Below are 25,238 nucleotides of genomic sequence, written 5' to 3' on the forward strand. Positions count from 1 at the left end.
GGCTCTAGGACGTCCTGTCCGGGCGGTCAAGACGATCCCGGTGGATGGCGAGGCGGCGGCGTTCGTAGTGCTTGGCGATCCGCAGGTGGCGGGAGATGGCGTAGTTCATCGCCGTCAGGAAACCGTAGGTGCCCCGGGCGAAGTGGCGGCGGCCGAGATACGCCTTCAGGAAGTTGCCCGGCAGCTCCACGAAGGCCCGCCAACTCGGAATCACCACCCCCCGCGCCTCCAGGTCGTCCGCCTGCTGGTCGGAATAGCGGTTGAGCTTGTCGAGCTGGTCCCCGAGGGAGCGCACCGAGAAATGGTGGATCCTGCCGCGCAGCCGGCCCTCGCTCGCGCCCGGCTCGAGATCGACCCGGTCGAAGACCGGCGAGGACGAGTAGCGCCCCCGGTCCTTCCGGTACAGGCGCACGGGGTACAGGGTGTAGGCCAGCCGGTGCGGCCGGGCCTCGCCGGGGAAGATCTCCGCGATCCCGATCCGCCACGCCGGATGCGCCGGCTCGCCCCCGGCGAACAGGGCGCGGATCTCGGCCGCGAGGGGCGGGGGCACCACCTCGTCCGCGTCGAGGTTCAGCAGCCACGGGTGGCGGCACTGCTCCTCGGCGAAGCGCTTCTGCGGGCCGTAGCCCGGCCAGGCGTGGGTGATCACCCGCGCCCCGAGGGAGGCGGCGAGCGCCTGCGTCCCGTCCGTCGAGCCCGAATCGACCACGATCAGGTCGTCCGTCAGGTCGCGCACCGCCCGGATCGTCGCCCCGATGCGGTCCGCCTCGTTCCGGGCGATGATGAAGACGGAGAGGGGAAGCACGCTGGTCTCGAAGTCCCGTTGCCGCCGGTTCAGCCGAGCCAGCCCGGCATCCGGTCGAGGGCGATGAGCGCCTCGACGTCCTGGCGCGGGCGCACCACGGCCGCCTCGGCGCCCCGCACCAGCACCTCCGGCACCAGGGGCCGCGTGTTGTAGGTGCCCGCCTGCACCGCCCCGTAGGCCCCCGCGCTCATCACCGCGATCAGGTCGCCGGGGGCGGGCTCGGGCATCTCCCGGCCCTTGGCGAGGTAGTCGCCGCTCTCGCAGACCGGGCCGACCACGTCCGCCACGAGGCGGGGCGCGTCCGCCGCCGGCTCCGCCACGGGCCGCAGGGCGTGGAAGGCGTCGTAGAGGGTCGGGCGGATCAGGTCGTTCATCGCCGCATCGACGATGACGAAGGTCCGGCCCTCGCCGTGCTTCACGTACAGCACCTTCGTCACGAGGATCCCGGCATTGCCGGCGATCATCCGGCCGATCTCGAAGACCGGGCGCAGGCCGAGCGGGGCGAAATGCGGGCGGAGGGTCGCGGCCAGGGCGGCCGGGTCCGGCGGCGGGGCGTTGTCGTCCCGGTAGGGGATCCCGAGCCCGCCGCCGAAATCGATGTGCCGCAGGGCGTGCCCGTCGGCCATCAGCTCCCGGGCGAGGCCGCAGAGCCGCGCGGCGGCGTCAGAGAAGGGCGCGAGGTCGGTGATCTGGCTGCCGATATGCATGTCGATCCCGTGCACCGCGAGGCCCGGCAGGGCGGCGGCGCGGGCGTAGACCTCCCGGGCACGGGTGATCGGGATGCCGAACTTGTTCTCGTAGGTGCCGGTGGAGATCTTGGCATGGGTGAGGGCGTCGACGTCCGGGTTCACCCGCACGGAGACCGGCGCCCGCACGCCCATCCCGGAGGCCACCTCCGAGAGCTGGGCCAGCTCCGGCTCGCTCTCGACGTTGAAGCACAGGATGCCGGCGCGCAGCGCGGCGGCCATCTCCTCCCGGGTCTTGCCCACCCCGGAGAAGACGATCCGCTCCGGCGCGATCCCGGCCGAGAGGGCCCGGGCCAGCTCGCCGCCGGAGACGATGTCCATGCCCGCCCCGAGGCGGCCCAGCGTCGCCAGCACCGCCTGGTTTGAATTCGCCTTCATGGCGAAGCAGACCAGCGCCCCGTCCTGCGCGAAGGCGTCGGCGAAGACCCGGTAGTGCCGCTCCAGGGTGGCGGTGCTGTAGCAGTAGAACGGCGTGCCGACTTCGGCCGCAAGACGCGCGAGATCGACCTCCTCCGCGTGGAGTCGGCCGCTCTGGTAGTGGAAGTGGTGCATCGCGCGCCTGTCGCCGTCGCTGCGGGGGCCTGGTGGCGGGGAATTCGCCCGGTTCCCGGCCGGTCTACAGCAGCGGATCGAGAATGAAAGGTTCCTTGGGGATCCGGTAGCCCCGCTTGGCGCCCTTGGTCGTCTGGACCGGGGCCTCGGTGCCGGAGGGCGGCGTCGCGCTCAAGGGAAGCTCGTCGCCGGCGCGGATGGCCTCGGGCTCCGGTTCGGCCTGTCCGCCGCCGAGGCCGATGCTGCCCGGCAGGATGCGGGCGGTCTTCACCGACGATCCGGCGCCGTTCGTCGTCGGGGCGGGGGCGGAGGCCTCCGGCGGCTCCAGGGCGCCGCGTCGGCCGCATCCGGCCAGGGCGAGCGCAGCGAGGCCGGCCACGGCCAGGAGTCGAAGGGCGGGTCGGGGCAGCATCACGCGCGGGTCCGGCGGTCCCCGGCGGGCACCGCGCCCGGCCGGAACCTCACCTTAGCCGTTGGCGCGGCCCGGGGCGAGCGCATGTCCGCAACACGCGCCGCCCGGTCCACCGGCCTCAGCCGCGCTTGTCGCGCTTGGAGCCGCTCTGGCCCTGCTGCGCCTCGTAGGCGTCGATCGCCCGGCGGCAGTTCTCGGAGAGCTGCTTCCAGTTGCGCTGCATGCACGCATCGGTCGCCGGATCGTCGGGGGCGAGGTTGCCGCAATAGGAGAGGTAGTCCCCGGTGCAGTACTTCTTGAGGGTCTCGTTGCCCCGCTTGGACTGCTGCGCGGCGGCCGGGAGCGTCAGGGCGAGCGCCGCGACCGCGGCGGTGACGATGTGCTTGAGGCGCATGAGGACGCTTTCCGTGTGGCTCGTCTTGAAATTCGTGCGGCGCTGCGATGATGCCTCCGCGTGGTCGAAACATGGCGACCGGGCGAAATCAGCAATGCAGCCCCGTCGCTCCCGGGCGTCGGCGCGGGCAGGGTCCGGTTCAGACCCGCTCCCGGCGTGGCTCGGGCATGGCGAAGGTGCCGGTCCGCGGCAGGCGCGCCTGCCCGACCAGCGCATCGGCCACCTCGGTGATGCGGCGGCGCAGGTCCGCGTTCTCGCGCTCGACGGCCTCGTCGCGGCCCGCGGGCGCGGCCAGGGCCTGCTCCGCCGCGGTGAGGCTCGCCCGCAGGGCGTCCCTCTCGGCGGCGAGCCCGGCCTCGCCGGTCTCCGTCCCCGCCGCGGTGGGGACGCGCCGCAGGGCGAGCAGGCTGTCGAGGAGGTCGGCATGGGCCTCCTCCAGGGCGTGGAGGGTGGCGAGGCCCGTGGTGCCCTCGTCGCGCGATTGGGTGAGGGCGGCCTCGAGGTCCCCGTTGCGGGTGCGGACCTGCACGATCTGGGCATCGCGCGCCTCGATGTCGCGGCTGAGGGTGGCGACCTTCATCGAGCCGGCGCCGATCGCCACCATGTCGGCGTGGCGCTGGGCCTTCACCGCCTCGACGGCCCGTTCGAGCCGCCGCTCGCGGACGGCGAATTGCGCGCGCAGGAAGTCACGCTCGGCGGCGATCTCGCCGGGCGAGAGGGGCAGGCGCGCCTCCGCCCTGCGGCGGGCGAGGCGCGTGGCCCGCGCGTTCACGGCCGGCAGGACGAGGAGGCCGAGAAGGCTCGCGACCAGGAATCCCAGCGCGAAAATCATCGCCGTTTCGATCAAGACGAACCGCTCGCGTCCCCGGCCGACCATCCGGCCCCGTGTGAGATTGGTCTTCTAGCGCAACTCTCAAGCGAGGCCGAGCCCACCGCGGACATTCCGCGGGAGGCCTGTGTCGCGGGTGTCAGAACGGGTTCCACGTCGCCTGATGGGTGAATTTGAGATACCCGACGTTGATGCCGAGCCGGGCGCCGACGCCGCTGCGGATCGGCACCACGACGATGCCGCCGTCGGTCATCGCCGTGAAGCCGAAGCCGCCGATGAAGTAGGCCGAGCCGTCGATGCCGCCGAAGCGGCGGAACAGGGCGCGGGTGGATGGCAGGTTGTAGACCAGCATCATCGTCCGCGCGCCGTCGCCGCCGACGTCGAAGCCCAGCGACGGGCCCTGCCAGTACACCTTCTGGTTCCCGGTATTGCGGGTGTAGTAGGTGCCCTCGCCGTAGCGCAGGCCGGCGACGAAGGCGCCCGAGCCCTCCTGCCCGAGGATGTAGCCGTTGGGCTCGCCCCAGCGGCGGCCCGCCTCCTCGACGGTGAGCGCGAGGCCGCGGGAGACCGTCCCGAAGAAGCGGTGGCCGGAATCCACCAGCTCCTCGGCCCGGAAGGTTTCCGGGTTGGCGTTCGCGGGCAGCCGGTCGGCCAGGGCGGCCGAGGCCGCCGTCAGGACCGGCCCGGAGACCGCGAGCCCGAGCCCGGCCCGCAGGACCTGCCGCCGCCGGATGCCGGGAGGGAAAGGTGCCGTCATATGCCTCCTCCGCCGATGGGCGTCGCCGCGCCCCCGCTGGTTGCACCCCCTGGCTCCTGCCCTGCCTCCGCCCTTGCGCCGCAGGGCCGGATATGCGGCAACGGGCGAGAACGGACCTGGGGCCGGCACCGCACGGGGCCGGGAGTGGGACCAGCATTGGGCCAAAAGTGCAAGATGAGGTTAACGGGGCATGACCGGGGCGGGACGCGGCGGCGCTTGGCCGCCCTGGTCGCGGGGCTCCTCGTCGCCGCGGGCGGGGCGGCCCGGTCCGAGCCGCCGCCGATCCGGATCGCGCCCCTCGCCCTCGGCGGCTACGACCCGGTGAGCTATTTCCTGCCGGCGGGGCCGCAGGCGGGGTCGGCCCGGCTGGAGGCGGAGTGGAACGGGCAGGTTTGGCGCTTCGCCATCGAGGCGAACCGGGCGGCCTTCCGGCGGTATCCCGGCATCTACGCGCCGCGTCTGGGCGGCTACGACGTGGCCGGCATCCTCGACCACCGCCTCGTCGGGGCCGACCCGGCGGTCTTCGCCGTGATCGATGAGCGCCTCTATCTCTTCCGGGATGCACAGCGCCGCGCCCGCGTGGTGGCGGACCCGGCGCTGGCGGGCCGGGCGGAGGCGATCTGGCCGACCCTCGGCCGGTTGCTGGACGATCCGGAGGAGACGCGCCGGGCGACTGGGGCCCGGTAGGGGGTGGGTTTCGGGCGGTGAGGGGCCGCCTCGTCCTCCCCGTCGGCGGGCGCGGGGTCCGGCGGGACGTCCCCCTACCGCGCGGCCGGCGCCGCGCGGGGCATGCCGCAGGTGGCGCCGGGGATCAGGGTGACGTCGGCGGCCAGCGCAGGATCGCCCAGGGCCGCGAAGGGACCGTTGCGGAACCCGTCGGCGACGCGCCCGTAGCGGATCGGCCCGCCGCCGGGGACGACGACGCAGCCCCCCGCCGCCGTGAGGATCGCGTCCCCCGCCGCCGTGTCCCATTCCATGGTCGCGCCGCAGCGGATGTAGATGTCGGCCTCGCCCGAGGCGAGCAGGCCGAACTTCAGGGCCGAGCCGGAGGTGCGGACTTCGAGGACCGGCAGGGAGGCGAGGCAGGCCGCCGTCTCCAGGTCGCCGTGGCGGCGGCTGCCGAGCGCGAGGAGGCCCGCCTCCGGCGCCCGGCGCGAATGCACCGGATGGGCCGGGCCGGGCCGCCCGTCGCGGATCGGCGCCTCGAACGCCTCCGCCGCGGAGAGCCACACCCGGTCGTGGCCCGGCGCCGCCAGGGCCGCCGCGATGGGCCGCCCCTGCGCCACGAGGGCGATGTTGACCGAGTAGTGCGGCGTCCCGGCCAGGAAGTCGCGGGTGCCGTCCAGGGGATCGACGAGGAAGAACAGGTCGCCCGCCCCCCGGTCGTAGCCGCTCTCCTCGGCCACGATGGGGATGCCGGGAAACCGGGCCGCGAGCGCCTCCAGGATCAGCGCCTCGGCTTCGATGTCGGCCGTGCTGGAGGGCGAGCCGTCGACCTTGAGGACGTGCGGGCAATCCCCCCCGTGCCAGCGGCGGAGCACCGTGCCGGCCGCGCAGGCGATCTCGGCGAGCGTCCCTGCGACCCGCCCGGCCTCGGCCTCCGTCATCGTCGCCGCATCCGTCATGACGCCGCGATCCTCCCGCACCCTGCATGCCCGAGCCCGCGGCGGATGTCGATTCCGTAGCTTTCGCCGCAACCTAAGCCGGCCTGGGCGCGCCGGGTTAACGCTTTGCAAAGGGGCGTGCGGCGTCTATCCGTGCGCACCACGTTGCCCGTCCGCCTGCCCGGTTCCGCGCAGGCATGGCCCCAGCGCTGCAGACGCGAGCCGACCCGGAGTCCCCGATGCCCACCCTCACCCTCGACGGTCTGGATCTCGCCGCCCTGCTTTGCTCGCGCGTCTGCCACGACGTGATCAGCCCGGTCGGCGCCATCGTGAACGGCCTGGAGGTGCTGGAGGACGATCAGGACGAATCGATGCGCGAATTCGCCCTGGAGCTGATCGGCAAGAGCGCGCGGCAGGCCTCGGCCCGCCTGAAGTTCGCCCGCCTCGCCTTCGGCGCCGCGGGCTCGGCCGGCGCGTCCATCGACCTCGCCGATGCCGAGAACGTCGCCAAGGGCATGTTCGCCGACGAGAAGACCAAGCTCGAATGGCGCGCGCCGCAGGCCCTGTTCCCGAAGAACAAGGTGAAGCTGCTCCTCAACCTCGTGATGGTCACCACCTCCGCGATCCCCCGGGGCGGGCTGATCGACGTGACCGTGACCGGCGACGGCGATGGGCCGACCTTCGTCCTCAAGGCCAAGGGCCCCCATGCCCGCATCCCCCCCCACGTGGTGGAGCTGATCGCGGGCGAGCCGGAGAGCGGCTCCGTCGACGCCCACGGGATCCTGCCCTTCTATGCCGGCCTCGTGGCCCGGGCGGCGGGCATGACGGTCCGCTTCACCATCGAGGGCGACGAAGTGACCGTGACGGCAGAACCATCCGTGACTGAAGAAGCACCGGCGAGCGATGCTGGGAATTCTGGCACCGAACTCACCTGATCGGTTCAAAATAGTTCTAACGGCCGAAGGATCCGCAACTCTTCGATAACGCCCCATCGCCATCATTGCCGGTGCGAAACGTTTCGTGCGTGACGAGTACCGGCGATGGACGACCTGCTGCGTGAGTTTCTGACCGAGAGCGCGGAGCATCTCGACACGGTCGACACGGAGCTGGTTCGGTTCGAGCAGGATCCGAACAACGAGACGATCCTGCGCAACATCTTCCGGCTGGTGCACACCATCAAGGGCACCTGCGGCTTCCTCGGCCTGCCCCGGCTGGAAGCCCTGGCCCACGCCGCCGAGACGCTGATGGGCCGGTTCCGCGACGGGATGCCGGTCTCCTCCGCGAGCGTCACGCTGATCCTGGCCACCCTCGACCGCCTCAAGGCGATCCTCGCCGACCTCGATGCGACGGGGACCGAGCCGGCCGGCGCCGATTCGGACCTGATCGAGGCCCTGGAGCACATGGCCGAAGTCGGCACCGGGGCGGCCCCCGCGCCCGTCGCCCCGCCCGTGCCCGAAATCGTCCTCCCGGAGCCCGTCTCGCGCGAGCTGAAGCCCGGCGAGATCTCCCTCGAAGACCTGGAGGCGGCGTTCCTGGCCGCCCCCGGCCCGGACGATTTCCCCGACGTGCCGGCCCCGGCGCCGGTGGCCGCCGCACCGGTCCCCACCACCAAGGCCGAGATGGGCAAGCCCGAGGTGGCGAAGCCCGAGGTTCACGCCCCGGCGGAGGGCGAGCACGGCCCGGCCAAGGTGCAGACGATCCGGGTGAACGTCGACACCCTCGAACACCTGATGACCATGGTCTCGGAGCTGGTGCTGACCCGCAACCAGCTCCTCGAGATCGCCCGCCGCCACGAGGATTCTGCCTACAAGGTGCCCCTGCAGCGCCTGTCCCACGTCACGGCCGAGCTGCAGGAGGGCGTCATGAAGACGCGCATGCAGCCCATCGGCAACGCGTGGCAGAAGCTGCCCCGGGTGGTGCGCGACCTGTCGGCCGAACTCGGCAAGCAGATCGAGCTGGTGATGCAGGGGGCCGAGACCGAGCTGGACCGGCAGGTCCTTGAGGTCATCAAGGACCCGCTGACCCACATGGTCCGCAACTCGGCCGACCACGGCCTCGAATCGACCGCCCAGCGGGTCGCCGCCGGCAAGCCGGCCCGGGGGACCATCCGCCTCTCGGCCTTCCACGAGGGCGGCACGATCACCATCGAGATCGCCGACGACGGCAAGGGCCTCGACCTCGCCGCCATCCGCCGCAAGGCGGTGGAGCGCAACCTCGCCTCCCAGGCCGACCTCGACCGGATGACCGACGCGCAGGTCGCCAAGTTCATCTTCCACGCCGGCTTCTCGACGGCGGCGGCCGTGACCTCGGTCTCCGGCCGCGGCGTCGGCATGGACGTGGTGAAGACCAACATCGAGACCATCGGCGGCGTGATCGACATCGCCACCCAGGCGGGCCGTGGCACCGTCTTCACCATCAAGATCCCGCTCACGCTGGCCATCGTCGCCGCGCTCATCGTCCGGGCCGGCGCCCACCGCTTCGCCCTGCCGCAGGTGGCGGTGCTCGAACTCGTGCGGGTCGGCGCCAACGCGCAGGCCGTGGAATACATCAACGGCTCGCCGGTGCTGCGCCTGCGCGAGCGGCTCCTGCCGATCGTCTCCCTCTCCGGCGTGCTCGGGAACGAGGCGGTGGCCGAGGCCTCTGGCTTCGTGGTGGTGGCCCAGGTGGGCCGCCAGCGCTTCGGCATCCTCGTGGACGAGGTCTTCCACACGGAGGAGATCGTCGTGAAGCCGATGTCGGCCAAGCTGCGGCACATCCCGCTCTTTGCCGGCAACACCATCCTCGGCGACGGCGCCGTGGTGCTGATCGTGGACCCGAACGGCGTCGCCAACCAGGTGGCGCACGGCGCCCAGGCCGCCGCCGGGCAGGGGGAGGCCGAGGCCGCCGAGGCCGATCCCACCGAGGCCACCACCACGCTGCTCGTGTTCAAGGGCGGCGGCGGCGGCTACAAGGCCGTGCCGCTGTCGCTGGTCACCCGCCTCGAGGAGATCGACGGCGACAAGGTCGAGTGGCTGGGCGGGCGCCCGCTCATCCAGTACCGCGGCCGGCTGATGCCCCTGGTGCCCGCCGACGACGGCATCGCCATCCGCAGCGAGGGCCGGCAGGCGCTGGTCGTCTTCTCGGACGGCGAGCGGGCCATGGGCCTCGTCGTCAACGAGATCGTCGACATCGTGGAGGAGCGCCTCGACATCGAGATCGCCGCCGAGCGCTCGGACCTGATCGGCTCCGCGGTGCTGCGCGGCCGGGCGACCGACATCATCAACATCGCCCACTTCCTGCCCATGGCCTACGACGACTGGGCGCGGGGGCCGCGCAAGCCGCAGAAGGCGGCCTCGACCCTGCTCCTCGTGGACGATTCGGCCTTCTTCCGCGACATGCTGGGCCCGGTCCTGAAGGCGGCGGGTTTCCAGGTGGTGACCGCCTCCGGCGCCGACGAGGCGATGGCCACCCTCCAGGCCGACCCGCGCATCGCCGTGGTCGTCACCGACCTCGAAATGCCCGGCCGCAACGGCTTCGACCTCGTGGCGGCGATGCGCAACGGCGGCGACCGGCTGTCCGGCATGCCGGTGATCGGCCTCACCGGGTCGGTCGGGGCCGAGGCGGTGGAGCGGGCGCGCAGGCTCGCGATCACCGACCTCGTGGCCAAGTTCGACCGCAGCGGCCTCGTCGCCGCCCTGGGCGAGATCGATGCGTCCGCCCAGGACGACGTGGCCGCGGCGGCCTGATCCGAACGGCTGAGAAGCCCCCCAAGCGTTTCCCGGAGTGCGTGAGATGAAGGCTGCCAACGCCAACGGCGCCGAGACCGGACCGACCGAGGACTTCGTCACCGTCCATGTCGACGGCGTCCTGTTCGGCCTCGCGATCGAGCGGGTGCACGATGTGTTCGTCCCCTCCGGCGTCACGCCGGTTCCCCTGGCCCCGCCGGAGATCGTCGGGCTCCTGAACCTGCGCGGGCGGGTCGTGACGGCCCTGTGCCTGCGCCGCCGGCTCGGGATGGCCCCCGCGGCGACCCGGGACGAGGCCGCCCAGGGCGGCGCGGACGGGCGCGGCATGGCCATCGGCCTGGAGCAGGGCGGCGAAACCTTCGCCCTGATCGTGGACGGGGTCGGCGAGGTGCTCAAGCTCGGCGCCGACACGAAGGAGAGCGTGCCGATCAACCTCGACGCGCGCTGGCGCGACCTGACGATCTGCGTCCACCGGCTCGAAGGGCGCCTGCTCGTCATCCTCGATGTCGATGCGCTGCTCGATTTCGGCTCGAAGGGCGCCCGCGGCGCCGAAGCGGCCTGAGGGGCGGGACGATGAGCCAGCGCGAGACGACCTGCCTCGTGGTCGACGATTCCGCGGTGATCCGGAAGGTCGCCCGCCGGATCATCGAGGATATCGGCTACGCCGTGATCGAGGCGGAGGACGGGGACACCGCCCTCGGCCTCTGCGCCGAGTCCATGCCGGACCTGATCCTCCTCGACTGGAACATGCCGAACAGGGACGGCTACGCCTTCCTGCAGGAGCTGCGGCAGAGCGAGGCCGGCCGCCGGCCCAAGGTCGTGTTCTGCACCACGGAGAACGATGTCGGCGCCATCGCCCGGGCCCTCCGGGGCGGGGCGGACGAATACATCATGAAGCCGTTCGATCGCGACATATTGACTGCAAAGCTCGAACAGGTCGGTCTCTCGATCAGGGCATCGACGGACATTTCTTAATCAATCGAAACTAGACTTTGATGTTCGAGCGATGCCGGACCTGAGGTGGCGGGCGACCGCCCCCCGGGCCCCATCCGCCGAGGGGAGAGGGAACCGGTCATGCTGTCCAGTCCTGCGGCGGTCTCGCCGCGCATGCCCGTTTCGCCGCCGAGCACCCCCGTGCGTGTGTTGATCGCCGACGATTCGGCGGTGGTGCGCGGCCTCGTCGCCCGCTGGATCACCGAGGCCGGCTTCCAGCTCGTCGGTACCGCCTCGAACGGCCGGATCGCCCTCGAGATGATGTCCCGGCACGACCCGGACGTGGTGCTCCTCGACATCGACATGCCGGAGCTCGACGGCACGGAGGCCCTGCCGCGGATGCTCGCGGCGAGCCCGACCCTGCAGGTCGTGATGATGTCGACGCTCACGACCCGCAACGCCGACATCTCGCTGCGCTGCCTCGCCCTCGGCGCGGTGGACTACATCGCCAAGCCCGAGAGCAACCGCGGCGTCACCACCTCGGACGCCTTCCGCACCGACCTGATCGAGCGGGTGCGGGTCTTCGGCGCGGCCCGCGCCCGCGGCCGGCGCACCGCCAGCCCCGCCGCTCCCTCGCACGCCGCCACGCCGGCATCCCTCGCGCCCGCCCCGGCGGCCAAGCCCGCCACCCCCATCACCCTGCGCCCGCGCGCCCGGTCCACGGGCCTGCCCCGCGTGCTGCTGATCGGCTCCTCGACCGGGGGCCCGAGGGCGGTGGGCGAGGCCCTGGCGGGGATCGGCGCGGCCGCCCTGCGCCGGGTGCCGACGCTCATCGTCCAGCACATGCCGCCGGTCTTCACGGCGGTGTTCGCCGAACACCTCGCGGCCCGGGTCGGCCTGCCCGCGGCCGAGGGCAAGGCGGACGAGCGCCTGGAGCCGGGCCGGATCTACGTGGCCCCGGGCGGGCGCCACATGGGCCTCGCGGCGGCGGCCGGCGGCCCGGTCGTCAAGCTCAGCGACGGCCCCCCCGTGAACTTCTGCCGCCCGGCGGTCGACGTGCTGTTCCGGGACGCGGCGGCGATCTTCGGCGCCGCCACCGCCACGGTGATCCTGACGGGCATGGGCTCGGACGGCACCAACGGCGCCCGCGCCCTGGTGGAGGCGGGCGGCCCGGTCCTCGCGCAGGACGAGGCCACGAGCACCGTCTGGGGGATGCCGGGCAGCGTGGCCCGCGCCGGCCTCGCCGAGGCCGTCCTGCCCCTGTCCGAGATCGGCCCGGCCCTGCGCGTCCTGCTCACGGGGCAACCGGCATGACCGAACTCGATTTCGAGTTTCTGCGCGCCTACCTCAAGCAGCGCTCCGGCCTCGCCCTCACCACCGAGAAGCGCTACCTCGTGGAGAGCCGCCTCGCGCCGGTCTGCCGACGCTTCTCCTTCGCCACCCTGAGGGACCTGATCGGCAGCCTCAGGATCGGCCACGACGGCGCCATCGAGCGGGCGGTCGTCGAGGCGATGACCACCAACGAGACCTTCTTCTTCCGCGACCGCATCCCCTTCGACCTGTTCCGGGACGTGGTGCTGCCGGAGGCGATCGCGCGCAACGCCGCCCGGCGGCGGCTCAGGATCTGGTGCGCCGCGGCCTCGACGGGCCAGGAGCCCTATTCCCTCGCCATGCTGCTGCAGGAGGCGGCCCCGCGCCTCGCGGGGTGGCAGGTCGATATCGTCGCCACCGACATCTCCAGCGAGGTGATCGAGCGGGCGAGGCTCGGGCTCTACAGCCAGTTCGAGGTCCAGCGCGGCCTGCCGGTGCAATGGCTGCTGAAGTACTTCACCCAGATCGGCGAACAGTGGCAGATCGCCGCCTCCCTCCGGGCAATGGTGGAGTTCCGGCAGTTCAACCTGCTGCACGGGTTCGAGGGGCTCGGCACCTTCGACATCATCTTCTGCCGGAACGTGCTGATCTACTTCGACGCCCCGACCAAGTCCGAGATCCTGACGCGGTTCGCTAACAGCCTCTCACCGGGCGGTGGCCTGCTGCTCGGCGCCGCCGAGACGGTGATCGGCCTCACCGACCGGCTCGCCCCCGACGGGAAGCACCGCGGCCTCTACGGCCATGCGGAGACGGCCCGGACGGCGGCCCTACGGGCGGCGGCGGGGTAGCGCCCGCGGGCCCGCCCGGCCCCGTACCCCGGCGCGGGCGGGGTCACGCGTCGGATCGCGGGTACCCCATGAGCGTCCCGGTCGCGGCAAAGCCGTTCTTGCGCACGGACACCGTGCCCGGCATCGGCTCCAGGCTGGCGTGGACGTCCTTCCAGCCGAGCCGCCTCCGGGCGAGCAGGTAGAAGAACGATTCCGCGTCGTGCCAGGGCGAGCGGAGATCCTCGCCGTAGGGGCCGGTCGAGTGCCAGGGGAAGGCGTGGCGGACCGGGCCCGCTTCGCCCGCGATCTCGGCGTTCGCGTAGACCTTCGGGACGGAGAGGCCGTCCACGAGGTTGAACGACCGGTAGCCGTGCGCGCAGAGCAGGGAGAAGACCTCGACGGAATGGCTCTCCGCCGAGATGAAGGGCGGCTTGATCCCCGCCCCGAACAGGCTCCTCAGGACGTTCGGGTCGAAGCCCTCGAGATCGATCTTGATGTAGTGCGGCTCGCCGTGGTTCCGGACGATGACGGTCGCCGGGATGCTCGCCAGCCTGATGCGGTCGAACTGTTCCCGCACTTCGGGGGCCGGCGCGGGGAACTGGCTCAGGACGTCGTTCGTCCTGTGGATGTAGAAGTCAACCTCGTCCTGGTATTCGGCGTCCGTCACGACGGCATTGATGATCGTCAGGCGTCCTTCGTCGATCTCCCGCGCGAAACGCGCCCGGCTGTGCTGGCACAGGGTGGGATTCGCTTCGACGGCGACGACGTCGTGGCCCTTCAGCAAGTAATATGCGACGTCGTCGCCGTTGTTCATGCCGAAATCGTAGGCGATTTTTCTCGCCGTCCCTGGGCTTTGGGTCATGTGTCGCGCATCCTGCCGCAACCAGGATTACCCCAAAGCCGGGACAGGGGAAACGGATGCGGGAGGCGGCCTGCCGTCCGCTCAGGCGGGCCGGTTGGCCCGGCGCCTGCGCCGGGCGAGCAGGTTGAGGCCCTCGACCCCGGCCGAGAAGGCCATGGCGGTATAGATGTAGCCCTTCGGCACGTGGGCCCCGAAGCCCTCCGCGATCAGCGTCATGCCGATCATGATGAGGAAGCCGAGCGCCAGCATCACCACGGTGGGGTTCCGGGCGATGAAGGCCGAGAGCGGGTCGGCCGCCACCAGCATCACCGTCACCGCCGCCACGACGGCGATCATCATGATCGGCACGTGCTCGGTCATGCCCACGGCGGTGATGATCGAATCGATCGAGAACACGAGGTCGAGGAGCAGGATCTGCCCGATCGCCGCCGCGAAGCCGATGGAGGCTCCCCCGGCCCCTGACGCGACGGGAACGGGATCGACCGTGTGATGGATCTCCTTCGTCGCCTTCCACAGGAGGAACAGGCCGCCGGCGACGAGGATGATGTCCCGCCACGAGAAGCCCTTCCCCAGCACCTGGACGACCGGCTCGGTCAGGTGGACGATGAAGGCCACCGCCCCGAGGAGCGCCAGCCGCAGCACCAGGGCGAGGCCGATGCCGATCCGCCGCGCGCTCGCCTGACTGTCCGCCGGCAGCTTGTTCGTGAGGATCGAGATGAAGATCAGGTTGTCGATCCCCAGCACCACCTCCATCACCACGAGCGTGGCGAGGGCCGCCCAGGCGGACGGGTCTGCGGCGAGCTGCATCAGGTCGTTCACGGTCTTCAGCTCCGCTGGGGGCTCGTGCCGAGGAGGCGGTTCCCGAGTTGCGCGAGGTCGGATGCGCCGGCCCGTTCCGAGGGCGGCGGCGCGTAGATCGTCAGGATCTTGGGCATCACCTTGAAGTGGGCCGGGGTGTGCGTCGTCAGTTCGCCGTCGGTGTTCACCGGGCGGGGCTTGCGGGTGGTGAGGCGGATTTCCTGCGTCTTGAAGGCCCGGACGTCGGCGGCCTTGCCGTGCGTGCCCCGCCGCAGGGCCGGCAGGAGCGCGAGCAGACGCCACCAATGGGCGATCTCGAGGCTGTAGAAATCGAGCTTGCCGTCATCGACGGCGGCCCCTTCCTCCACCGTCATGCCGCCGCCGTAGTGCCGGCCGTTGCCCACCGAGACCTGGATGGTCGTGACCTTCTCGACCTTGCCGTCGTGCTCGATGGTGACGCCGAACGGACGCACCCGGCGCAGCACCCGCACGGCGGCCACCGCGTAGCCGAACACGCCCCAGCGCTTCTTCGCCTCCGAGGTCAGCTCGCCCGCGAGCTCGGCCGAGAAGCCGATGCTCGCGACGTTGAAGTAGTAGTGGCCGTTGACCCAGCCGAGATCGACCGCCTGCGGCTGCGCCGTCGGGATGAAGCGGGCGGCGGCGAGGGGGTCCAGCGGCAGGCCGAGGGACCGGGCGAGGTCGTTGGCGGTGCCGAGCGGCAGGATGGCGAGGGGCAGGCCGCTCTCGACCAGCGTCTCGGCCGCCGCGTTCATGGTGCCGTCACCCCCGCCGAGGATGACGAGGTCGACATCCTTCGCCCGGGCGCGGATGGCGGCACAGGGATCGGCCCCCTCCGGCGGATCGACCGGCTCGATCCCGCCCGCGCGCAGGATGGCGCGGACCTCGTCCAGGGAGAAGTCGCCGCTGCGGGCCTTGGGGTTGCAGCTCAGCAGGGCGCGCCGGGGAGGGGCGCTCATCGGGCGGCCCGCGCCGGGCGCGGGGCGATGGGGGTGGGGACGACGCATGGGAGCGCTCGCGCCTGAGGTGCCGTCATTCGCGTTCGCATCCTTCCGGGGCCGGTCGGGGTCACAGGTGTTGTTTTTTCGCACTTGGGCGACAGACGTGCGAACTCAACCCCATCATCCCCGGAATTCGCAGCTGGTGCCGCGGCCCGGCACCTGCGATGCCTGAGATCGACCCGGAACCCTCGCGGCACCCGGGTGCGTTTTTCCCCCGCCATCCCTCCCTCCGCCGCGGTCCGACCGGGTCCCATGCGCGCCTCCCCCATCCCCCTCCGCCACCTCGCCACGGCCCTCGGGCTCGTGCTGCCGCTTCTGGCCGTGCCGGCCTCGGCCGACCCGCGGGCCTGGGTCGATCCGCCGAAATCCTCACCCCCCGAGGCGGCGGCGCCCAAGCCCGCCGCCCCGGCCGAGGCGCACGTTCAGGCGGCCGACCGGCCGACGAAGGCCGCCGACACCGCCCCGCGGCCGCCGCGCGCCCGCGCGGCCGGCCGCGCCGAGGCCCGGGCGCGGGTCGCCGCCGTCCCGAAGCCGCCTCACCGGGCGCCGCGGACGCGCCTCGCCGACACGCCGGCCATGGGCCCCACCGTGGCCCCGACGGCCGCGCCCGCCCCGGCGGGGCGGGTGGAGGCGGCCCAGGCGCTCGCGATGGACTACCTCTCCGTGGTCTCGGCGCCGGGGGAGGCCATGGTCGGCGCGGCGCCGCGCTTCTACGGCACCCGCGTCCGGTTCTACGGCCGCAGGACGACGCTGGCGGCCCTGCTCGACGAGAAGCGTGGTTTCGTCCGCCGCTGGCCGGAGCGGCGCTACGCGGCCCGGGCCTTCAGCACCCAGTGCAGCCCGGACGGGACGTCCTGCATCGTGCGGACCATCGTCGATTTCAGCGCCGCCAACCCGCAGCGGGGCGCCGTGTCGCGGGGGGCCTCGGAACTGGTGCTGGAGGTGAGCTTTGCCGGGCAGCGCCCCGTCATCGTGGCCGAGAGCGGCCGGGTCCTGCACCGGGACGGCCGGGGCCAGGAGCGGGCCGAGACCTTGGCGCCGGGGGCGGGCAGGGGTTAGAGCACGGGACGAAGGCAGGGCGCCGGACGGTCGGGCGCCCAGGCCTTCGCGGGATCGGAAGAGGTCGGGTAGGGACGGATGACGTCTTCCACAGCGGTGGCGGAACAGGAGGCCGGGGCGGCGCATCCCCAGCTCGACGCGCCGGATCGCGCGGGGTTGGCCGAGACGTTGCGGCGGGAGATCGCCCGGTCCCGCCCCCATCCGGTGGCCGAGCGGACGCTGCTGCTCATCCTCCAGGCCGCCGTGGAGCCCCAGGCCGCCGAACCCGGCTACCGCATCCTCGACCGGCACGGCGCCCCGCGCCTGCACCCGGCGGGGGAGGGGGGCACGCCGCGCCCCTTCACCCTCGGCGACCTCATCGACGAGCAGCGGTCCCGGCATCCGGGCCTGTTCCTGCCCCCCGAGCCCGCGGCCGAGGCCGTGGAGGCCCAGCCCCCGGCCCCTCAGGAATCCGCCCTCTCGGCGGGGGCCTCGGAGGTGCGGGCCGCCACCGCGCGCTTCATCGGATCGCAATCGGAGCGCGCCCGCTCGCTGGCCGAGCAATCCTCGGTCCAGGGCCGGGCGCTGGCCCGCTCGGCCGCCGGGGCCCTCACGGCCCTGCGGGGCCGCCTGCGCCGCGACGATCCCCCCGCCGGGGAGGCCGGGCCGTCCTCCGGGGGCCTGACGGCGCCCGCCGGGCCGCCCGTCGCGGGGCGCCTCCGCGAGCGGTTCGGCCCCATCGGCGACGCCGACGGGCACCGCGGCCGGTTCTGGCTCGGCACCGCCGCGGCGGCCACCGCGGCGATGGTGCTCCTCGCGGTGATCGTGAACGCGCCGCGCTCGCCCGAGACCGCCCCGGCGCCCGCCTCCACCCCGGCCCTGCGCCCCGCCGTGCCGGCCAACCCGGCGCCGGAACCGCCCCAGGCGGCCCGGGCGCCCTCGGTGCCCGACAACGTGACCCCCCCGCCCGAGGGGGACGGCCGCGGCGACCCCGAGGCGGACGCGCCGCCGCCCCCCGCCAACGCGGTCACCGGCATCGTGCAGGTGATCGACACCGCGACCCTGAAGGTCGGCGGCAAGCTCGTGCACCTGTTCGGCGTCGAATGGGTGCGCGGCGGGCAGGCCGACGAGCTGGCCCGCTACATCTCCGGCCGGACGGTGACGTGCCTGCCCGCCCCCGGCAGCGAGAACATGAACTGCCTCGTCGATGGGCGCGACCTGTCCGAGGTGGTGCTCTACAACGGCGGCGGCCGCGCCTCGCCCGAGGCGAGCCCCGAGCTGGTGGCCGCCGAGGACCATGCCCGCAGTGAGCGCCTCGGCGTGTGGAAGCGCTGAGCGCTTGATCCCCCGCCGCCGGGCGCCAGATGCGGCGCATGTCCGGGATGCGGGGCGGCGATGGCGGGCGACACGTTCGGACGGACAGCGGACGGCCACGAGGTCCGGCGCCACACCCTCGCCCGCGGCACGCTGCGGGTGCGGATCATCGATTTCGGGGCCGTCGTCACGGGCATCGAGTGCCCCGACCGCGACGGCCGGATCGCCAACGTCGTCCTCGGCCTTCCGGACCTGAAGGGCTACGAGACCGTCAGCCCGAGCTTCGGTGCGGTGGTCGGGCGCTACGCCAACCGCATCGCGGGCGGGCGCTTCAGCCTGGACGGGCGCACCTATCACCTGCCCACCAACGACGGCGGCAACACGCTGCACGGGGGGAAACGCAATTTCGGGCTGCATCTCTGGCGGGTGGACCACGCCGACGAGGTGAGCCTGGGCCTGTCCCGCCTGTCACCGGACGGGGAGGAGGGCTTCCCCGGCAATCTCAGCGTGCAAGTCCACTACAGCCTGCCCGCGGACGGCGTGTTGCGCATCGCCTACCGGGCGTGGACCGACCGGCCCACGGTCGTGAACCTGACCAACCACAGCTATTTCAACCTCGCGGGGGAGGGGGCGGGCGATGTGCTCGGCCACCGGGTGCAGATCGAGGCGGATGCCTTCACGCCCACCGATCCGGAACAGGTGCCCACCGGGGAGATCCGCCCCGTCGCCGGCACGCCCCTCGATTTCCGCACGGAGCGGGCGCTCGGCGAGCGCATCCGGGTGGGGGATCCGCAGATCGTCTTCGCGAAGGGCTACGACCACTCCTTCGTTCTGCGCGGCCAGGCCGACACGCTGCGCCGCGCCGCCGCCTGCCACGATCCGGCCAGCGGCCGGCGCCTCGCGGTGTGGACCACGTCACCCGCGCTGCAGCTCTACACGGGCAACAACCTCGACGGCACGCTGGTCGGGCCGTCCGGGCGCATCTACCGCTCGGGCGACGCGGTGTGCTTCGAGACCCAACGCTTCCCGAACGCCCCCAACATCCCCTCCTTCCCCTCCGCGGTGCTCCGCCCCGGCGAGGCGTTCGAGGCGGTGACGGAGTTCCGTCTCACTGTGGCCTGAGTCGTGTTGACGGCGGCTCGATCGCCCGCCAAGACAGCGGAATGCGCAGGCCCTCGGACCGATCGGCTCGAAGCCGCGCGGTCATCGCCGTGGCCGCGCTCTACGCCCTGCTGCTTCAGGTCTTCCTCGTCTCGCTCCAGCCCCCCGTGTCGCTCCCCGGCGACGGGGTGATCTGCGCGGCCCATGACGGGGCGCCCGCCGACGACGGCACGCCCTGCCCGCAGCAGCTCTGTTGCCTCGCCGCCCACCTCGCCCAGCCGCTCGCCGCCCCGGTCCCCGCCCCCGTCGCGGTGGCCGTGCCCTGGCGCCGGGCCGTGGCGCAGGTCTGGCGCCCCGCGGAGAGGCCCCCCGTCCGCGGCCCGCCCGACCGCGGCGCCGTCAGCTCCCGAGGTCCGCCCGCCGTCTGAACCGATCCGCCCATCGATCGCTCAGATTCCGGACCCCATCATGTCGCTCTCGCTTTCCGGCAGCGCCCGCCCCCTCGGCGTCGCGCAGCCCGCCCGCGCCTCGCGCGAGGCCGTGTATCGCGCCGTCTGGCGCTGGCATTTCTACGCCGGCCTGCTCTGCCTGCCCTTCCTGATGACGCTCTCCGCGACGGGGGCGCTCTACCTGTTCAAGGACGAGATCAACGCCACCGTGTTCGCGGGCCGCACCACGGTCGTCCCCGCGGCCCGCCCCCTGGGGCCGGACCGGCTGATCTTCGAGGCGATGCAGGCCGTGCCCGGCGGCACCCCGCTCAGCTACACCGACCCGGCCCAGCCCGACGCCTCGGCCACGGTGACCCTCGCCGAGGGGCTCCGGCAGCGCGTCGTCTACCTCGACCCCGCGGACGGCACCGTCCTCGACACCGTCGACCGGGACGGCGAGTTCGCTATGCTGGTCCGGCGCCTGCACAGCCTCGCCTATTTCGGGCCGGTGGCGAACGGGATCATCGAGATCGTGGCCGGCTTCGCGATCATCCTCGTGATCACCGGCACCTATCTGTGGTGGCCGCGGGGGCAGGAGGGCGGGGTCGTCACCCTCCGCGGGACGCCGCGGCGCCGGGTCTGGTGGCGCGACCTCCATGCGGTGACCGGCTTCGTGGCCGGCGGCGGCCTGCTGTTCCTGGCGCTGACGGGCCTGCCCTGGTCGATCTGGTGGGGCGAGCAGCTGCGCAACTGGTCGAACGCCGCCGGCCTCGGCCAGCCCGCCATCCTCTGGGCGAACAAGCCGGTCTCCACCGTGCCGATGGGTCAGGTGCTCGACGCCACCGGGTGGACCATGCAGACCGCCCCCCTGCCACGCTCCGGCTCGGGGGGGAGGCCGATCGGCATCGATGAGGCGGCGGCCTCCCTCGCCCGCCTCGGGATGCCGCGGGGCTACACCCTGACGCTCCCGGTCGGGCCGGAGGGCGTCTACGCGGCGGCGGTCTATCCGAAGGACATCGCCCACCAGCGCATCGTCTCCCTCGACCAGTACACGGGCCAGCCCCTGGTCGATGTGCGGTTCAGCGACCTCGGACCGGTGGGACGACTGGTCCAGACCGGGGTGTCCCTCCATCTCGGCCAATATTGGGGCCGGGGGAACCAGCTCGTGATGCTGGCCTTCTGCCTCGCCACCCTCCTGCTCTCCGCCACGGCGGGGGCGATGTGGTGGAAGCGCCGGCCCAGGGGCGGGGTCGGCGTGCCGCCCTGGCCGCGGGACCGGGGGGTCGTGGCGGTGGTCACGGCCCTCGTCGCCGGGCTCGGCGCGCTGTTTCCCCTCACCGGCCTCGCGATCCTGGCCATGCTCGGCCTCGACCTCGCCGTGGGCCGCGCCCTGCGCCGCGCCCGGGGGCGCAGGGGGGCCACCGCGCCGCTCCTCCTCGCCGCGCTCTTCGCCGGGGCTCCCCTCGTCGGCGCGCGGGCCCAGGAGGCCGTCACCCTCGGGGAACTCTCCGTCACCGGCGAGGGCGGCCCGGTGCCGGGCGCCCCGCGCGCCTTCGGCGTCGCCGCCCCGCCCAACAGCGCCTCGCTGGTGATCGACCGCCCCGTGGGCCAGGTCGTCACCGAGATCGACCGCCAGAACACCATCGCCGACCGCCCGGCGACGAGCATCGGCTCGGTGCTGATCAACAGCCCCGGCGTCACCGTGCGGCAGGGCAACGGCGCCCGGGACGTCATCGTCTCGATCCGCGGCAACAACGCCCGCTCCACCGGCGTCATCAAGAACTTGGTGGTGCTGGAGGACGGGTTCATCCTCACCCAGCCCGACGGCGCCTCCCGGTTCGACCTCACCGATCCCCGCGCCTACAGCCGGATCGACGTGTTCCGGGGGCCGCAATCGGCCCTGTTCGGCAACTACGCCACCGGGGGCGCCATCGCCTTCCGCACCCGCACCGGGCGGGAGATCGACGGCTACGAGGTCGGCGTCGATGCGGGCTCGTTCGGCTACCTGTCGCACTACTTCACCGTGGGCGGAGTGAGCGGGCCGTTCGAGATCAGCCTGTTCGCCAGCGACGTGCGCGGCGACGGCTACCAGGACCACGCGTCCTACGACACGCAGACCGTCAACCTGCTGGCGAGCTACACCCCGACCCCCGACAACCGCTTCACCTTGAAGGTCATCAACAACGACCTCCACGCCAACCTCGCGGCCCGCTCGTCCCTGGCGCAGTACGGCATCAACCCCTACCAGCGGGGCTGCGCCTCGGCGCTGACGGCGGCGGCGGGGTGCACCACCTACAATTACTTCGTGAACGGCGCCTTCGGGCGGACCGTGCCGGTGACGGCGAGCGAGGCCTCGCTCCAGCGCAACGACCGCCGCACCGTCGTCGGCCTGCGCTACGAGCACGATTTCGACGCCTTCACCACCTGGCGCACGCAGCTCGTGTTCGACGAGCGCAACTTCAACCAGCCGTTCTACACCACCTCCTCGCGGGGCTCGTACCCATCGTGGAACTTCCTCACCGACCTGACCCGGCAGGGCGACCTGTTCGGCCTACCGGCGGTGGGCTACGTGGCGCTCGCCTACAACACCATCGACAACCACATCAGCACCTACAACCGGGCGCCCTATGGCGGCCCGCGGCTCGGGGCGCTGATCGGCGACCAGAGCGCCGTGCAGGACAACCTCGGCGGGCGGGCGCGGGTCGAGGTGGCGCTCACCGACCGCTGGACGGCGGTGGCCGGCATCAGCGCCGAGTCGACCCGCATCACCGGCCGCAACATCGCCTTCACGACCACGGCGGCGGGGACCACGCGGTCGCTGGCCGACACCGACCGCAGCTTCCTGAACACGGCGCCCGAACTCGCGCTGGTCTACAGGGCGAGCGAGGCGTGGCAGATCCGTGCCCGCGCGGCGACCGGTTACACCACGCCGGCCGCCTCGAACCTGTTCATCACCCCCGCCGGCCTGCCCGGCAACAACACGCAGTTGAAGACGCAGGAGAACCTGGGCTTCGACCTCGGCGCCGACTGGACACCCCTGCCGGGCGTCTCGGTGAGCCTCACCGGGTACTACGAGTTCTTCCGCAACGAGCTGGTCTCGCAATCCCCCGGGGCGGGGCTTCTCGCCTACACCTTCAACGCCCCGGCCTCCGAGCACCGCGGCATCGAGTTCGGCGCGACCTACGACTTCGCCCCCGGCTGGCGGGCGACGGCGGCCTACGGCTTCACCGACCAGATCTACACGAAGTACGTGGAGCAGATCAGCGCCGGCAACCTCGCCCGGACCTTCGACCGAGCCGGCAACCGCATCCCCGGCGTGCCGGCGAACCAGCTCCTCGCCCGGGTCGGCTACGACGTGCCGGTGGGGCCCCTGGCCGGCCTCGGCGCCTTCGTGGAGACGGTGTTCCAGGACGACTTCGCGATCGACAACGCCAACCTGCTGAAGGCGCCGGGCTACGCGGTCGTCAACGCCAACATCCACTATGACACCGCCCTGACGGGCGGCTACGCCAAGCGGCTGAACCTGTATTTCGAGGTGCGCAACCTGTTCGACACGGTCTACGTCGCCTCGGCGCAGAACCTCGCCAACACGATCAGCGCCACCACCGGGTTCCAGAACGGGGCGGCCGTCCTCGCGACCACCACGGGCTCCGTCTATGCCGGCGCGCCGCGCACCTTCACGGGGGGGATGCGGCTGGCGTTCTGAGGGCCGGGGACGCGGTCCCTCCGGGCCGCATCGTCAGGGCGCACGACGTGACATCATCCAGGGGCGCGACGCATGGCGGCGCGGCGCGACCCTGGGTCGCTTCGCTGCCCTTACGGTGACGGCGGCGGGTTCGGAGGCGCGATCACGACGCCTTGCAGGTCCCGTCCGCCGCCCCGTCCCAGAGGCTCACCCCGCCGCCGGGGTGGCACTGGCCGGGGAAGGCCAGGGTGATCAGCTTGGCGAGGGCGATCTTGGCCTCCTCGTTGTAGCCGATCTCACCCACCACCTTCCCGTCCCGGTCGAAGAGCTCGACGGCGGCCGTGTGCTCCAGGGTGTAGTCGCCGTCCCTGGTGGGGATGCGGCGGACATGGACGTGGTAGAGGTCGGCCATCCGGGCGGCCTCCTCCGGCGTGCCGACCAGGGCGCGGATGCGCGGGTCGAAGGCGGTGAGGTAGTCGCGCAGGGTGTCCGGCGTGTCGCGGGCCGGGTCGAGGGTGACGAACACGACGTTCAGCCGGTCGCCGTCCTTGCCCATCCGCTCCAGGGCGCCCGAGAGCGTCGTGAGGGTGGTGGGGCAGACCTCCGGACACCGGGTGAAGCCGAAGAACAGGGCCGTGGGCTTGCCCTTCAGGTCCGCCTCGGTGACCGGCTTGCCGTCGAGGTCGGCGAGGGTGAACGGGCCGCCGACCCGCCGGGGGTGGCTGAAGGAGGAGCCCTGCTGCAGCATGATCGCGCCCGTGCCGGCGGCCACGAAGGCCAGCATCACGCCGGAGGCGAGGACGGCGAGGGGGGTGGAGATCACGGGCGGCATCCGGGCGGCGCGGCGGCCACCTTCAGATAACGCCGGGGCGGGCCGAATGCCACCGCGCCCCGGCGGCGCAGGTCAGCTCGCCGAGACCTGCCGCTGCGGCACGAGGTCGTTGGCGATGATCTCGCCGAACGGCCCGTCGTTGCGGGCCCGCCCCCCGGTCCGCCCGGTGGTGGCGCGCAGGGGGAGCTTGGGGAAGACCAGCTCCGCGAAGCGGTAGGCTTCCTCCAGGTGCGGGTAGCCGGAGAGGATGAACCGGTCGATGCTGATGTCGATGTACTCCTTCATCCGGTCGGCGACCTGGTCGGCCGAGCCGACGAGGGCCGTGCCCGCCCCGCCGCGCACCAGCCCGACGCCGGCCCAGAGGTTCGGGGAGACGACGAGGTTGTCGCGGCTGCCCCCGTGGAGCGCCATCATCCGGCGCTGGCCGACGGAATCCTGGCGCTTCAGGGTCTCCTGCGCCTTGGCGATGGTGGCGTCGTCCACGCGGGAGATCAGGCGCTCGGCCGCGTCCCAGGCCTCGGCCTCGGTCTCGCGGACGATGACGTGCAGGCGGATGCCGTAGGAGAAGGTCTTGCCCTTGGCCGCGGCGGCCTCCCGGGCGGCGGCGATCTTCTCCGCGACCTGGGCCGGGGGCTCGCCCCAGGTGAGGTAGACGTCGCAATGCTCGGCCGCGACCGCCATGCCGGCGGGCGACGAGCCGCCGAAATAGAGCGGCGGGTAGGGCTTCTGCACGGGCGGGAAGATCACCCGGCCGTTCTCCACCCGCAGATGCTTGCCCTCGAAGTTCACGGTCTCGCCGCCCATGAGGCCGCGCCAGATGTGCAGGAACTCGTCCGTGACCGCGTAGCGCTCGCCATGGGAGAGGAACACGCCGTCGCCGGCCAGCTCCACCGGATCGCCCCCGGTGACGACGTTGATGAGCAGCCGCCCGTTGGAGATCCGGTCGAGGGTCGCCGCCATGCGCGCCGCGACGGAGGGCTCCTGGAGGCCGGGCCGGACCGCCACGAGGAAGCGCAGGTCCCGCGTCAGGGGGGCCAGCGCCGAGGCGATCACCCAGGAATCCTCGCAGGATCGGCCGGTCGGCAGCAGCACGCCGAAATAGCCGAGTTCGTCGGCGCCCTGCGCGATCTGCCGGAGGTAGGGCAGCGACACCTCCCGCGCACCCTCCGACGCCCCGAGGTAGCGCCCGTCGCCGTGGGTCGGCAGGAACCAGAGGACGTCGGCGCGCCCGTCTTGCGATGCGGTCATGGTGTGGTCCTTCGTGCG

Annotated in this window: 24 protein-coding genes and 1 pseudogene; 13 read left to right on the forward strand and 12 right to left on the reverse strand. The window is 72.6% G+C overall.

What is annotated here, in order from left to right; translation table 11 throughout:
- Positions 1 to 4: 4 nt before the first annotated feature.
- The 6 genes from MKK53_RS19970 to MKK53_RS19995 all read right to left on the reverse strand — a co-directional run bounded on the left by MKK53_RS19970 (position 5) and on the right by MKK53_RS19995 (position 4,495).
- Positions 5 to 805 carry a glycosyltransferase family 2 protein gene (locus MKK53_RS19970; protein ID WP_243930503.1) on the reverse strand — a complete coding sequence of 267 codons (801 nt, stop codon included), beginning with the start codon at positions 803 to 805 and terminating at the stop codon, positions 5 to 7.
- A 29-nt stretch (positions 806 to 834) separates the two neighbouring features.
- Positions 835 to 2,103: a diaminopimelate decarboxylase gene (gene lysA / locus MKK53_RS19975; protein ID WP_243930504.1), complete on the reverse strand. Its 1,269-nt coding sequence runs from the start codon at positions 2,101 to 2,103 to the stop codon at positions 835 to 837.
- Positions 2,104 to 2,167: 64 nt separating this feature from the next.
- Positions 2,168 to 2,515, reverse strand: a complete 348-nt coding sequence (gene lptM / locus MKK53_RS19980; protein ID WP_243930505.1) for an LPS translocon maturation chaperone LptM — start codon at positions 2,513 to 2,515, stop codon at positions 2,168 to 2,170.
- A gap of 118 nt (positions 2,516 to 2,633) precedes the next feature.
- Positions 2,634 to 2,909: a 3',5'-cyclic-nucleotide phosphodiesterase gene (locus tag MKK53_RS19985; protein WP_243930506.1), complete on the reverse strand. Its 276-nt coding sequence runs from the start codon at positions 2,907 to 2,909 to the stop codon at positions 2,634 to 2,636.
- Between the two features lie 139 nt (positions 2,910 to 3,048).
- Positions 3,049 to 3,741 carry a hypothetical protein gene (locus MKK53_RS19990; RefSeq protein ID WP_243930507.1) on the reverse strand — a complete coding sequence of 231 codons (693 nt, stop codon included), beginning with the start codon at positions 3,739 to 3,741 and terminating at the stop codon, positions 3,049 to 3,051.
- A 136-nt stretch (positions 3,742 to 3,877) separates the two neighbouring features.
- Positions 3,878 to 4,495 (reverse strand): DUF1134 domain-containing protein, encoded by a 618-nt coding sequence (locus MKK53_RS19995; protein WP_243930508.1) that lies wholly within the window; start codon positions 4,493 to 4,495, stop codon positions 3,878 to 3,880.
- Positions 4,496 to 4,711: 216 nt separating this feature from the next.
- Between MKK53_RS19995 and MKK53_RS20000 the strand changes: the two genes are divergently transcribed.
- A complete protein-coding gene (locus tag MKK53_RS20000) occupies positions 4,712 to 5,182 on the forward strand; it encodes a YHS domain-containing (seleno)protein (protein WP_243930509.1) in 471 nt (156 codons plus the stop codon).
- Between the two features lie 74 nt (positions 5,183 to 5,256).
- On the opposite strand, the gene MKK53_RS20005 is transcribed toward MKK53_RS20000, so the two are convergent.
- On the reverse strand, positions 5,257 to 6,120 hold the full coding sequence (locus MKK53_RS20005; RefSeq protein WP_243930510.1) for a 3'(2'),5'-bisphosphate nucleotidase CysQ: 864 nt from the start codon (positions 6,118 to 6,120) through the stop codon (positions 5,257 to 5,259).
- Between the two features lie 218 nt (positions 6,121 to 6,338).
- Here MKK53_RS20005 and chpT point away from each other — a divergent pair, with 218 nt between their 5' ends.
- The 6 genes from chpT to MKK53_RS20035 all read left to right on the forward strand — a co-directional run bounded on the left by chpT (position 6,339) and on the right by MKK53_RS20035 (position 12,916).
- Positions 6,339 to 7,034, forward strand: coding sequence for a histidine phosphotransferase ChpT (gene chpT / locus MKK53_RS20010; RefSeq protein WP_243930511.1), 696 nt, complete (start codon positions 6,339 to 6,341; stop codon positions 7,032 to 7,034).
- A 105-nt stretch (positions 7,035 to 7,139) separates the two neighbouring features.
- Entirely contained in the window at positions 7,140 to 9,824 is a 2,685-nt protein-coding gene (locus MKK53_RS20015; RefSeq protein ID WP_243930512.1) for a hybrid sensor histidine kinase/response regulator, read from the forward strand.
- A gap of 46 nt (positions 9,825 to 9,870) precedes the next feature.
- Positions 9,871 to 10,386, forward strand: coding sequence for a chemotaxis protein CheW (locus MKK53_RS20020; RefSeq protein ID WP_243930513.1), 516 nt, complete (start codon positions 9,871 to 9,873; stop codon positions 10,384 to 10,386).
- A gap of 11 nt (positions 10,387 to 10,397) precedes the next feature.
- Positions 10,398 to 10,799: a response regulator gene (locus tag MKK53_RS20025; RefSeq protein ID WP_243930514.1), complete on the forward strand. Its 402-nt coding sequence runs from the start codon at positions 10,398 to 10,400 to the stop codon at positions 10,797 to 10,799.
- Positions 10,800 to 10,898: 99 nt separating this feature from the next.
- Positions 10,899 to 12,071: a chemotaxis-specific protein-glutamate methyltransferase CheB gene (cheB, locus tag MKK53_RS20030; RefSeq protein WP_243930515.1), complete on the forward strand. Its 1,173-nt coding sequence runs from the start codon at positions 10,899 to 10,901 to the stop codon at positions 12,069 to 12,071.
- Entirely contained in the window at positions 12,068 to 12,916 is an 849-nt protein-coding gene (locus tag MKK53_RS20035) for a CheR family methyltransferase (RefSeq protein ID WP_243930516.1), read from the forward strand. Before cheB ends, MKK53_RS20035 begins: the two co-directional genes overlap by 4 nt.
- A gap of 43 nt (positions 12,917 to 12,959) precedes the next feature.
- On the opposite strand, the gene MKK53_RS20040 is transcribed toward MKK53_RS20035, so the two are convergent.
- The 3 genes from MKK53_RS20040 to MKK53_RS20050 all read right to left on the reverse strand — a co-directional run bounded on the left by MKK53_RS20040 (position 12,960) and on the right by MKK53_RS20050 (position 15,532).
- Complete coding sequence (locus MKK53_RS20040; protein ID WP_243930517.1) at positions 12,960 to 13,757, reverse strand: FkbM family methyltransferase; 798 nt, start codon at positions 13,755 to 13,757, stop codon at positions 12,960 to 12,962.
- An 81-nt stretch (positions 13,758 to 13,838) separates the two neighbouring features.
- The gene (locus tag MKK53_RS20045) at positions 13,839 to 14,576 is read right to left on the reverse strand and encodes a TerC family protein (RefSeq protein ID WP_243930518.1); all 738 of its coding nucleotides are present in this window, start codon (positions 14,574 to 14,576) and stop codon (positions 13,839 to 13,841) included.
- A 5-nt stretch (positions 14,577 to 14,581) separates the two neighbouring features.
- Positions 14,582 to 15,532: a lipid kinase gene (locus MKK53_RS20050; RefSeq protein ID WP_243930519.1), complete on the reverse strand. Its 951-nt coding sequence runs from the start codon at positions 15,530 to 15,532 to the stop codon at positions 14,582 to 14,584.
- Between the two features lie 294 nt (positions 15,533 to 15,826).
- On the opposite strand from MKK53_RS20050, the gene MKK53_RS20055 reads away from it, so the two are divergent.
- The 6 genes and pseudogenes from MKK53_RS20055 (at position 15,827) to MKK53_RS20080 (ending at position 23,161) form a co-directional block, all read left to right on the forward strand.
- Positions 15,827 to 16,633 carry a hypothetical protein gene (locus MKK53_RS20055; RefSeq protein WP_243930520.1) on the forward strand — a complete coding sequence of 269 codons (807 nt, stop codon included), beginning with the start codon at positions 15,827 to 15,829 and terminating at the stop codon, positions 16,631 to 16,633.
- A gap of 78 nt (positions 16,634 to 16,711) precedes the next feature.
- Positions 16,712 to 17,947 carry a nuclease gene (locus MKK53_RS20060; protein WP_243930521.1) on the forward strand — a complete coding sequence of 412 codons (1,236 nt, stop codon included), beginning with the start codon at positions 16,712 to 16,714 and terminating at the stop codon, positions 17,945 to 17,947.
- 60 nt (positions 17,948 to 18,007) lie between these two features.
- Positions 18,008 to 19,048 carry an aldose epimerase family protein gene (locus tag MKK53_RS20065; protein WP_243930522.1) on the forward strand — a complete coding sequence of 347 codons (1,041 nt, stop codon included), beginning with the start codon at positions 18,008 to 18,010 and terminating at the stop codon, positions 19,046 to 19,048.
- 89 nt (positions 19,049 to 19,137) lie between these two features.
- On the forward strand, positions 19,138 to 19,455 hold the full coding sequence (locus MKK53_RS20070) for a hypothetical protein (RefSeq protein WP_243930523.1): 318 nt from the start codon (positions 19,138 to 19,140) through the stop codon (positions 19,453 to 19,455).
- Between the two features lie 40 nt (positions 19,456 to 19,495).
- Positions 19,496 to 20,854: pseudogene (locus MKK53_RS20075) on the forward strand (PepSY-associated TM helix domain-containing protein); the annotation flags it as partial.
- On the forward strand, positions 20,834 to 23,161 hold the full coding sequence (locus MKK53_RS20080; protein ID WP_243930636.1) for a TonB-dependent receptor family protein: 2,328 nt from the start codon (positions 20,834 to 20,836) through the stop codon (positions 23,159 to 23,161). The pseudogene MKK53_RS20075 and the gene MKK53_RS20080, both read left to right, overlap by 21 nt.
- Positions 23,162 to 23,303: 142 nt before the next feature.
- On the opposite strand, the gene MKK53_RS20085 is transcribed toward MKK53_RS20080, so the two are convergent.
- Together MKK53_RS20085 and ssuD are read right to left on the reverse strand one after the other, a co-directional pair.
- Positions 23,304 to 23,963: an SCO family protein gene (locus MKK53_RS20085; protein ID WP_243930524.1), complete on the reverse strand. Its 660-nt coding sequence runs from the start codon at positions 23,961 to 23,963 to the stop codon at positions 23,304 to 23,306.
- 81 nt (positions 23,964 to 24,044) lie between these two features.
- Positions 24,045 to 25,220 (reverse strand): FMNH2-dependent alkanesulfonate monooxygenase, encoded by a 1,176-nt coding sequence (gene ssuD / locus MKK53_RS20090; RefSeq protein ID WP_243930525.1) that lies wholly within the window; start codon positions 25,218 to 25,220, stop codon positions 24,045 to 24,047.
- Positions 25,221 to 25,238: the final 18 nt, after the last annotated feature.

It is taken from the genome of Methylobacterium sp. J-076 (assembly GCF_022829405.1).
GTDB lineage: Bacteria > Pseudomonadota > Alphaproteobacteria > Rhizobiales > Beijerinckiaceae > Methylobacterium.

Bases quoted from the DNA above. Each gene is read 5' to 3' on its own strand.
- MKK53_RS19990 (WP_243930507.1), bottom strand. From the start codon at position 3,741: ATGATTTTCGCGCTGGGATTCCTGGTCGCGAGCCTTCTCGGCCTCCTC.
- MKK53_RS20065 (WP_243930522.1), top strand. From the start codon at position 18,008: ATGGCGGGCGACACGTTCGGACGGACAGCGGACGGCCACGAGGTCCGG.
- MKK53_RS20005 (WP_243930510.1), bottom strand. From the start codon at position 6,120: ATGACGGATGCGGCGACGATGACGGAGGCCGAGGCCGGGCGGGTCGCA.
- cheB (WP_243930515.1), top strand. From the start codon at position 10,899: ATGCTGTCCAGTCCTGCGGCGGTCTCGCCGCGCATGCCCGTTTCGCCG.
- MKK53_RS20050 (WP_243930519.1), bottom strand. From the start codon at position 15,532: ATGAGCGCCCCTCCCCGGCGCGCCCTGCTGAGCTGCAACCCCAAGGCC.
- ssuD (WP_243930525.1), bottom strand. From the start codon at position 25,220: ATGACCGCATCGCAAGACGGGCGCGCCGACGTCCTCTGGTTCCTGCCG.
- MKK53_RS20035 (WP_243930516.1), top strand. From the start codon at position 12,068: ATGACCGAACTCGATTTCGAGTTTCTGCGCGCCTACCTCAAGCAGCGC.
- lptM (WP_243930505.1), bottom strand. From the start codon at position 2,515: ATGCTGCCCCGACCCGCCCTTCGACTCCTGGCCGTGGCCGGCCTCGCT.
- MKK53_RS19985 (WP_243930506.1), bottom strand. From the start codon at position 2,909: ATGCGCCTCAAGCACATCGTCACCGCCGCGGTCGCGGCGCTCGCCCTG.
- MKK53_RS20025 (WP_243930514.1), top strand. From the start codon at position 10,398: ATGAGCCAGCGCGAGACGACCTGCCTCGTGGTCGACGATTCCGCGGTG.
- MKK53_RS20040 (WP_243930517.1), bottom strand. From the start codon at position 13,757: ATGACCCAAAGCCCAGGGACGGCGAGAAAAATCGCCTACGATTTCGGC.
- lysA (WP_243930504.1), bottom strand. From the start codon at position 2,103: ATGCACCACTTCCACTACCAGAGCGGCCGACTCCACGCGGAGGAGGTC.
- MKK53_RS20060 (WP_243930521.1), top strand. From the start codon at position 16,712: ATGACGTCTTCCACAGCGGTGGCGGAACAGGAGGCCGGGGCGGCGCAT.
- MKK53_RS20020 (WP_243930513.1), top strand. From the start codon at position 9,871: ATGAAGGCTGCCAACGCCAACGGCGCCGAGACCGGACCGACCGAGGAC.
- MKK53_RS20055 (WP_243930520.1), top strand. From the start codon at position 15,827: ATGCGCGCCTCCCCCATCCCCCTCCGCCACCTCGCCACGGCCCTCGGG.
- MKK53_RS20015 (WP_243930512.1), top strand. From the start codon at position 7,140: ATGGACGACCTGCTGCGTGAGTTTCTGACCGAGAGCGCGGAGCATCTC.
- chpT (WP_243930511.1), top strand. From the start codon at position 6,339: ATGCCCACCCTCACCCTCGACGGTCTGGATCTCGCCGCCCTGCTTTGC.
- MKK53_RS19995 (WP_243930508.1), bottom strand. From the start codon at position 4,495: ATGACGGCACCTTTCCCTCCCGGCATCCGGCGGCGGCAGGTCCTGCGG.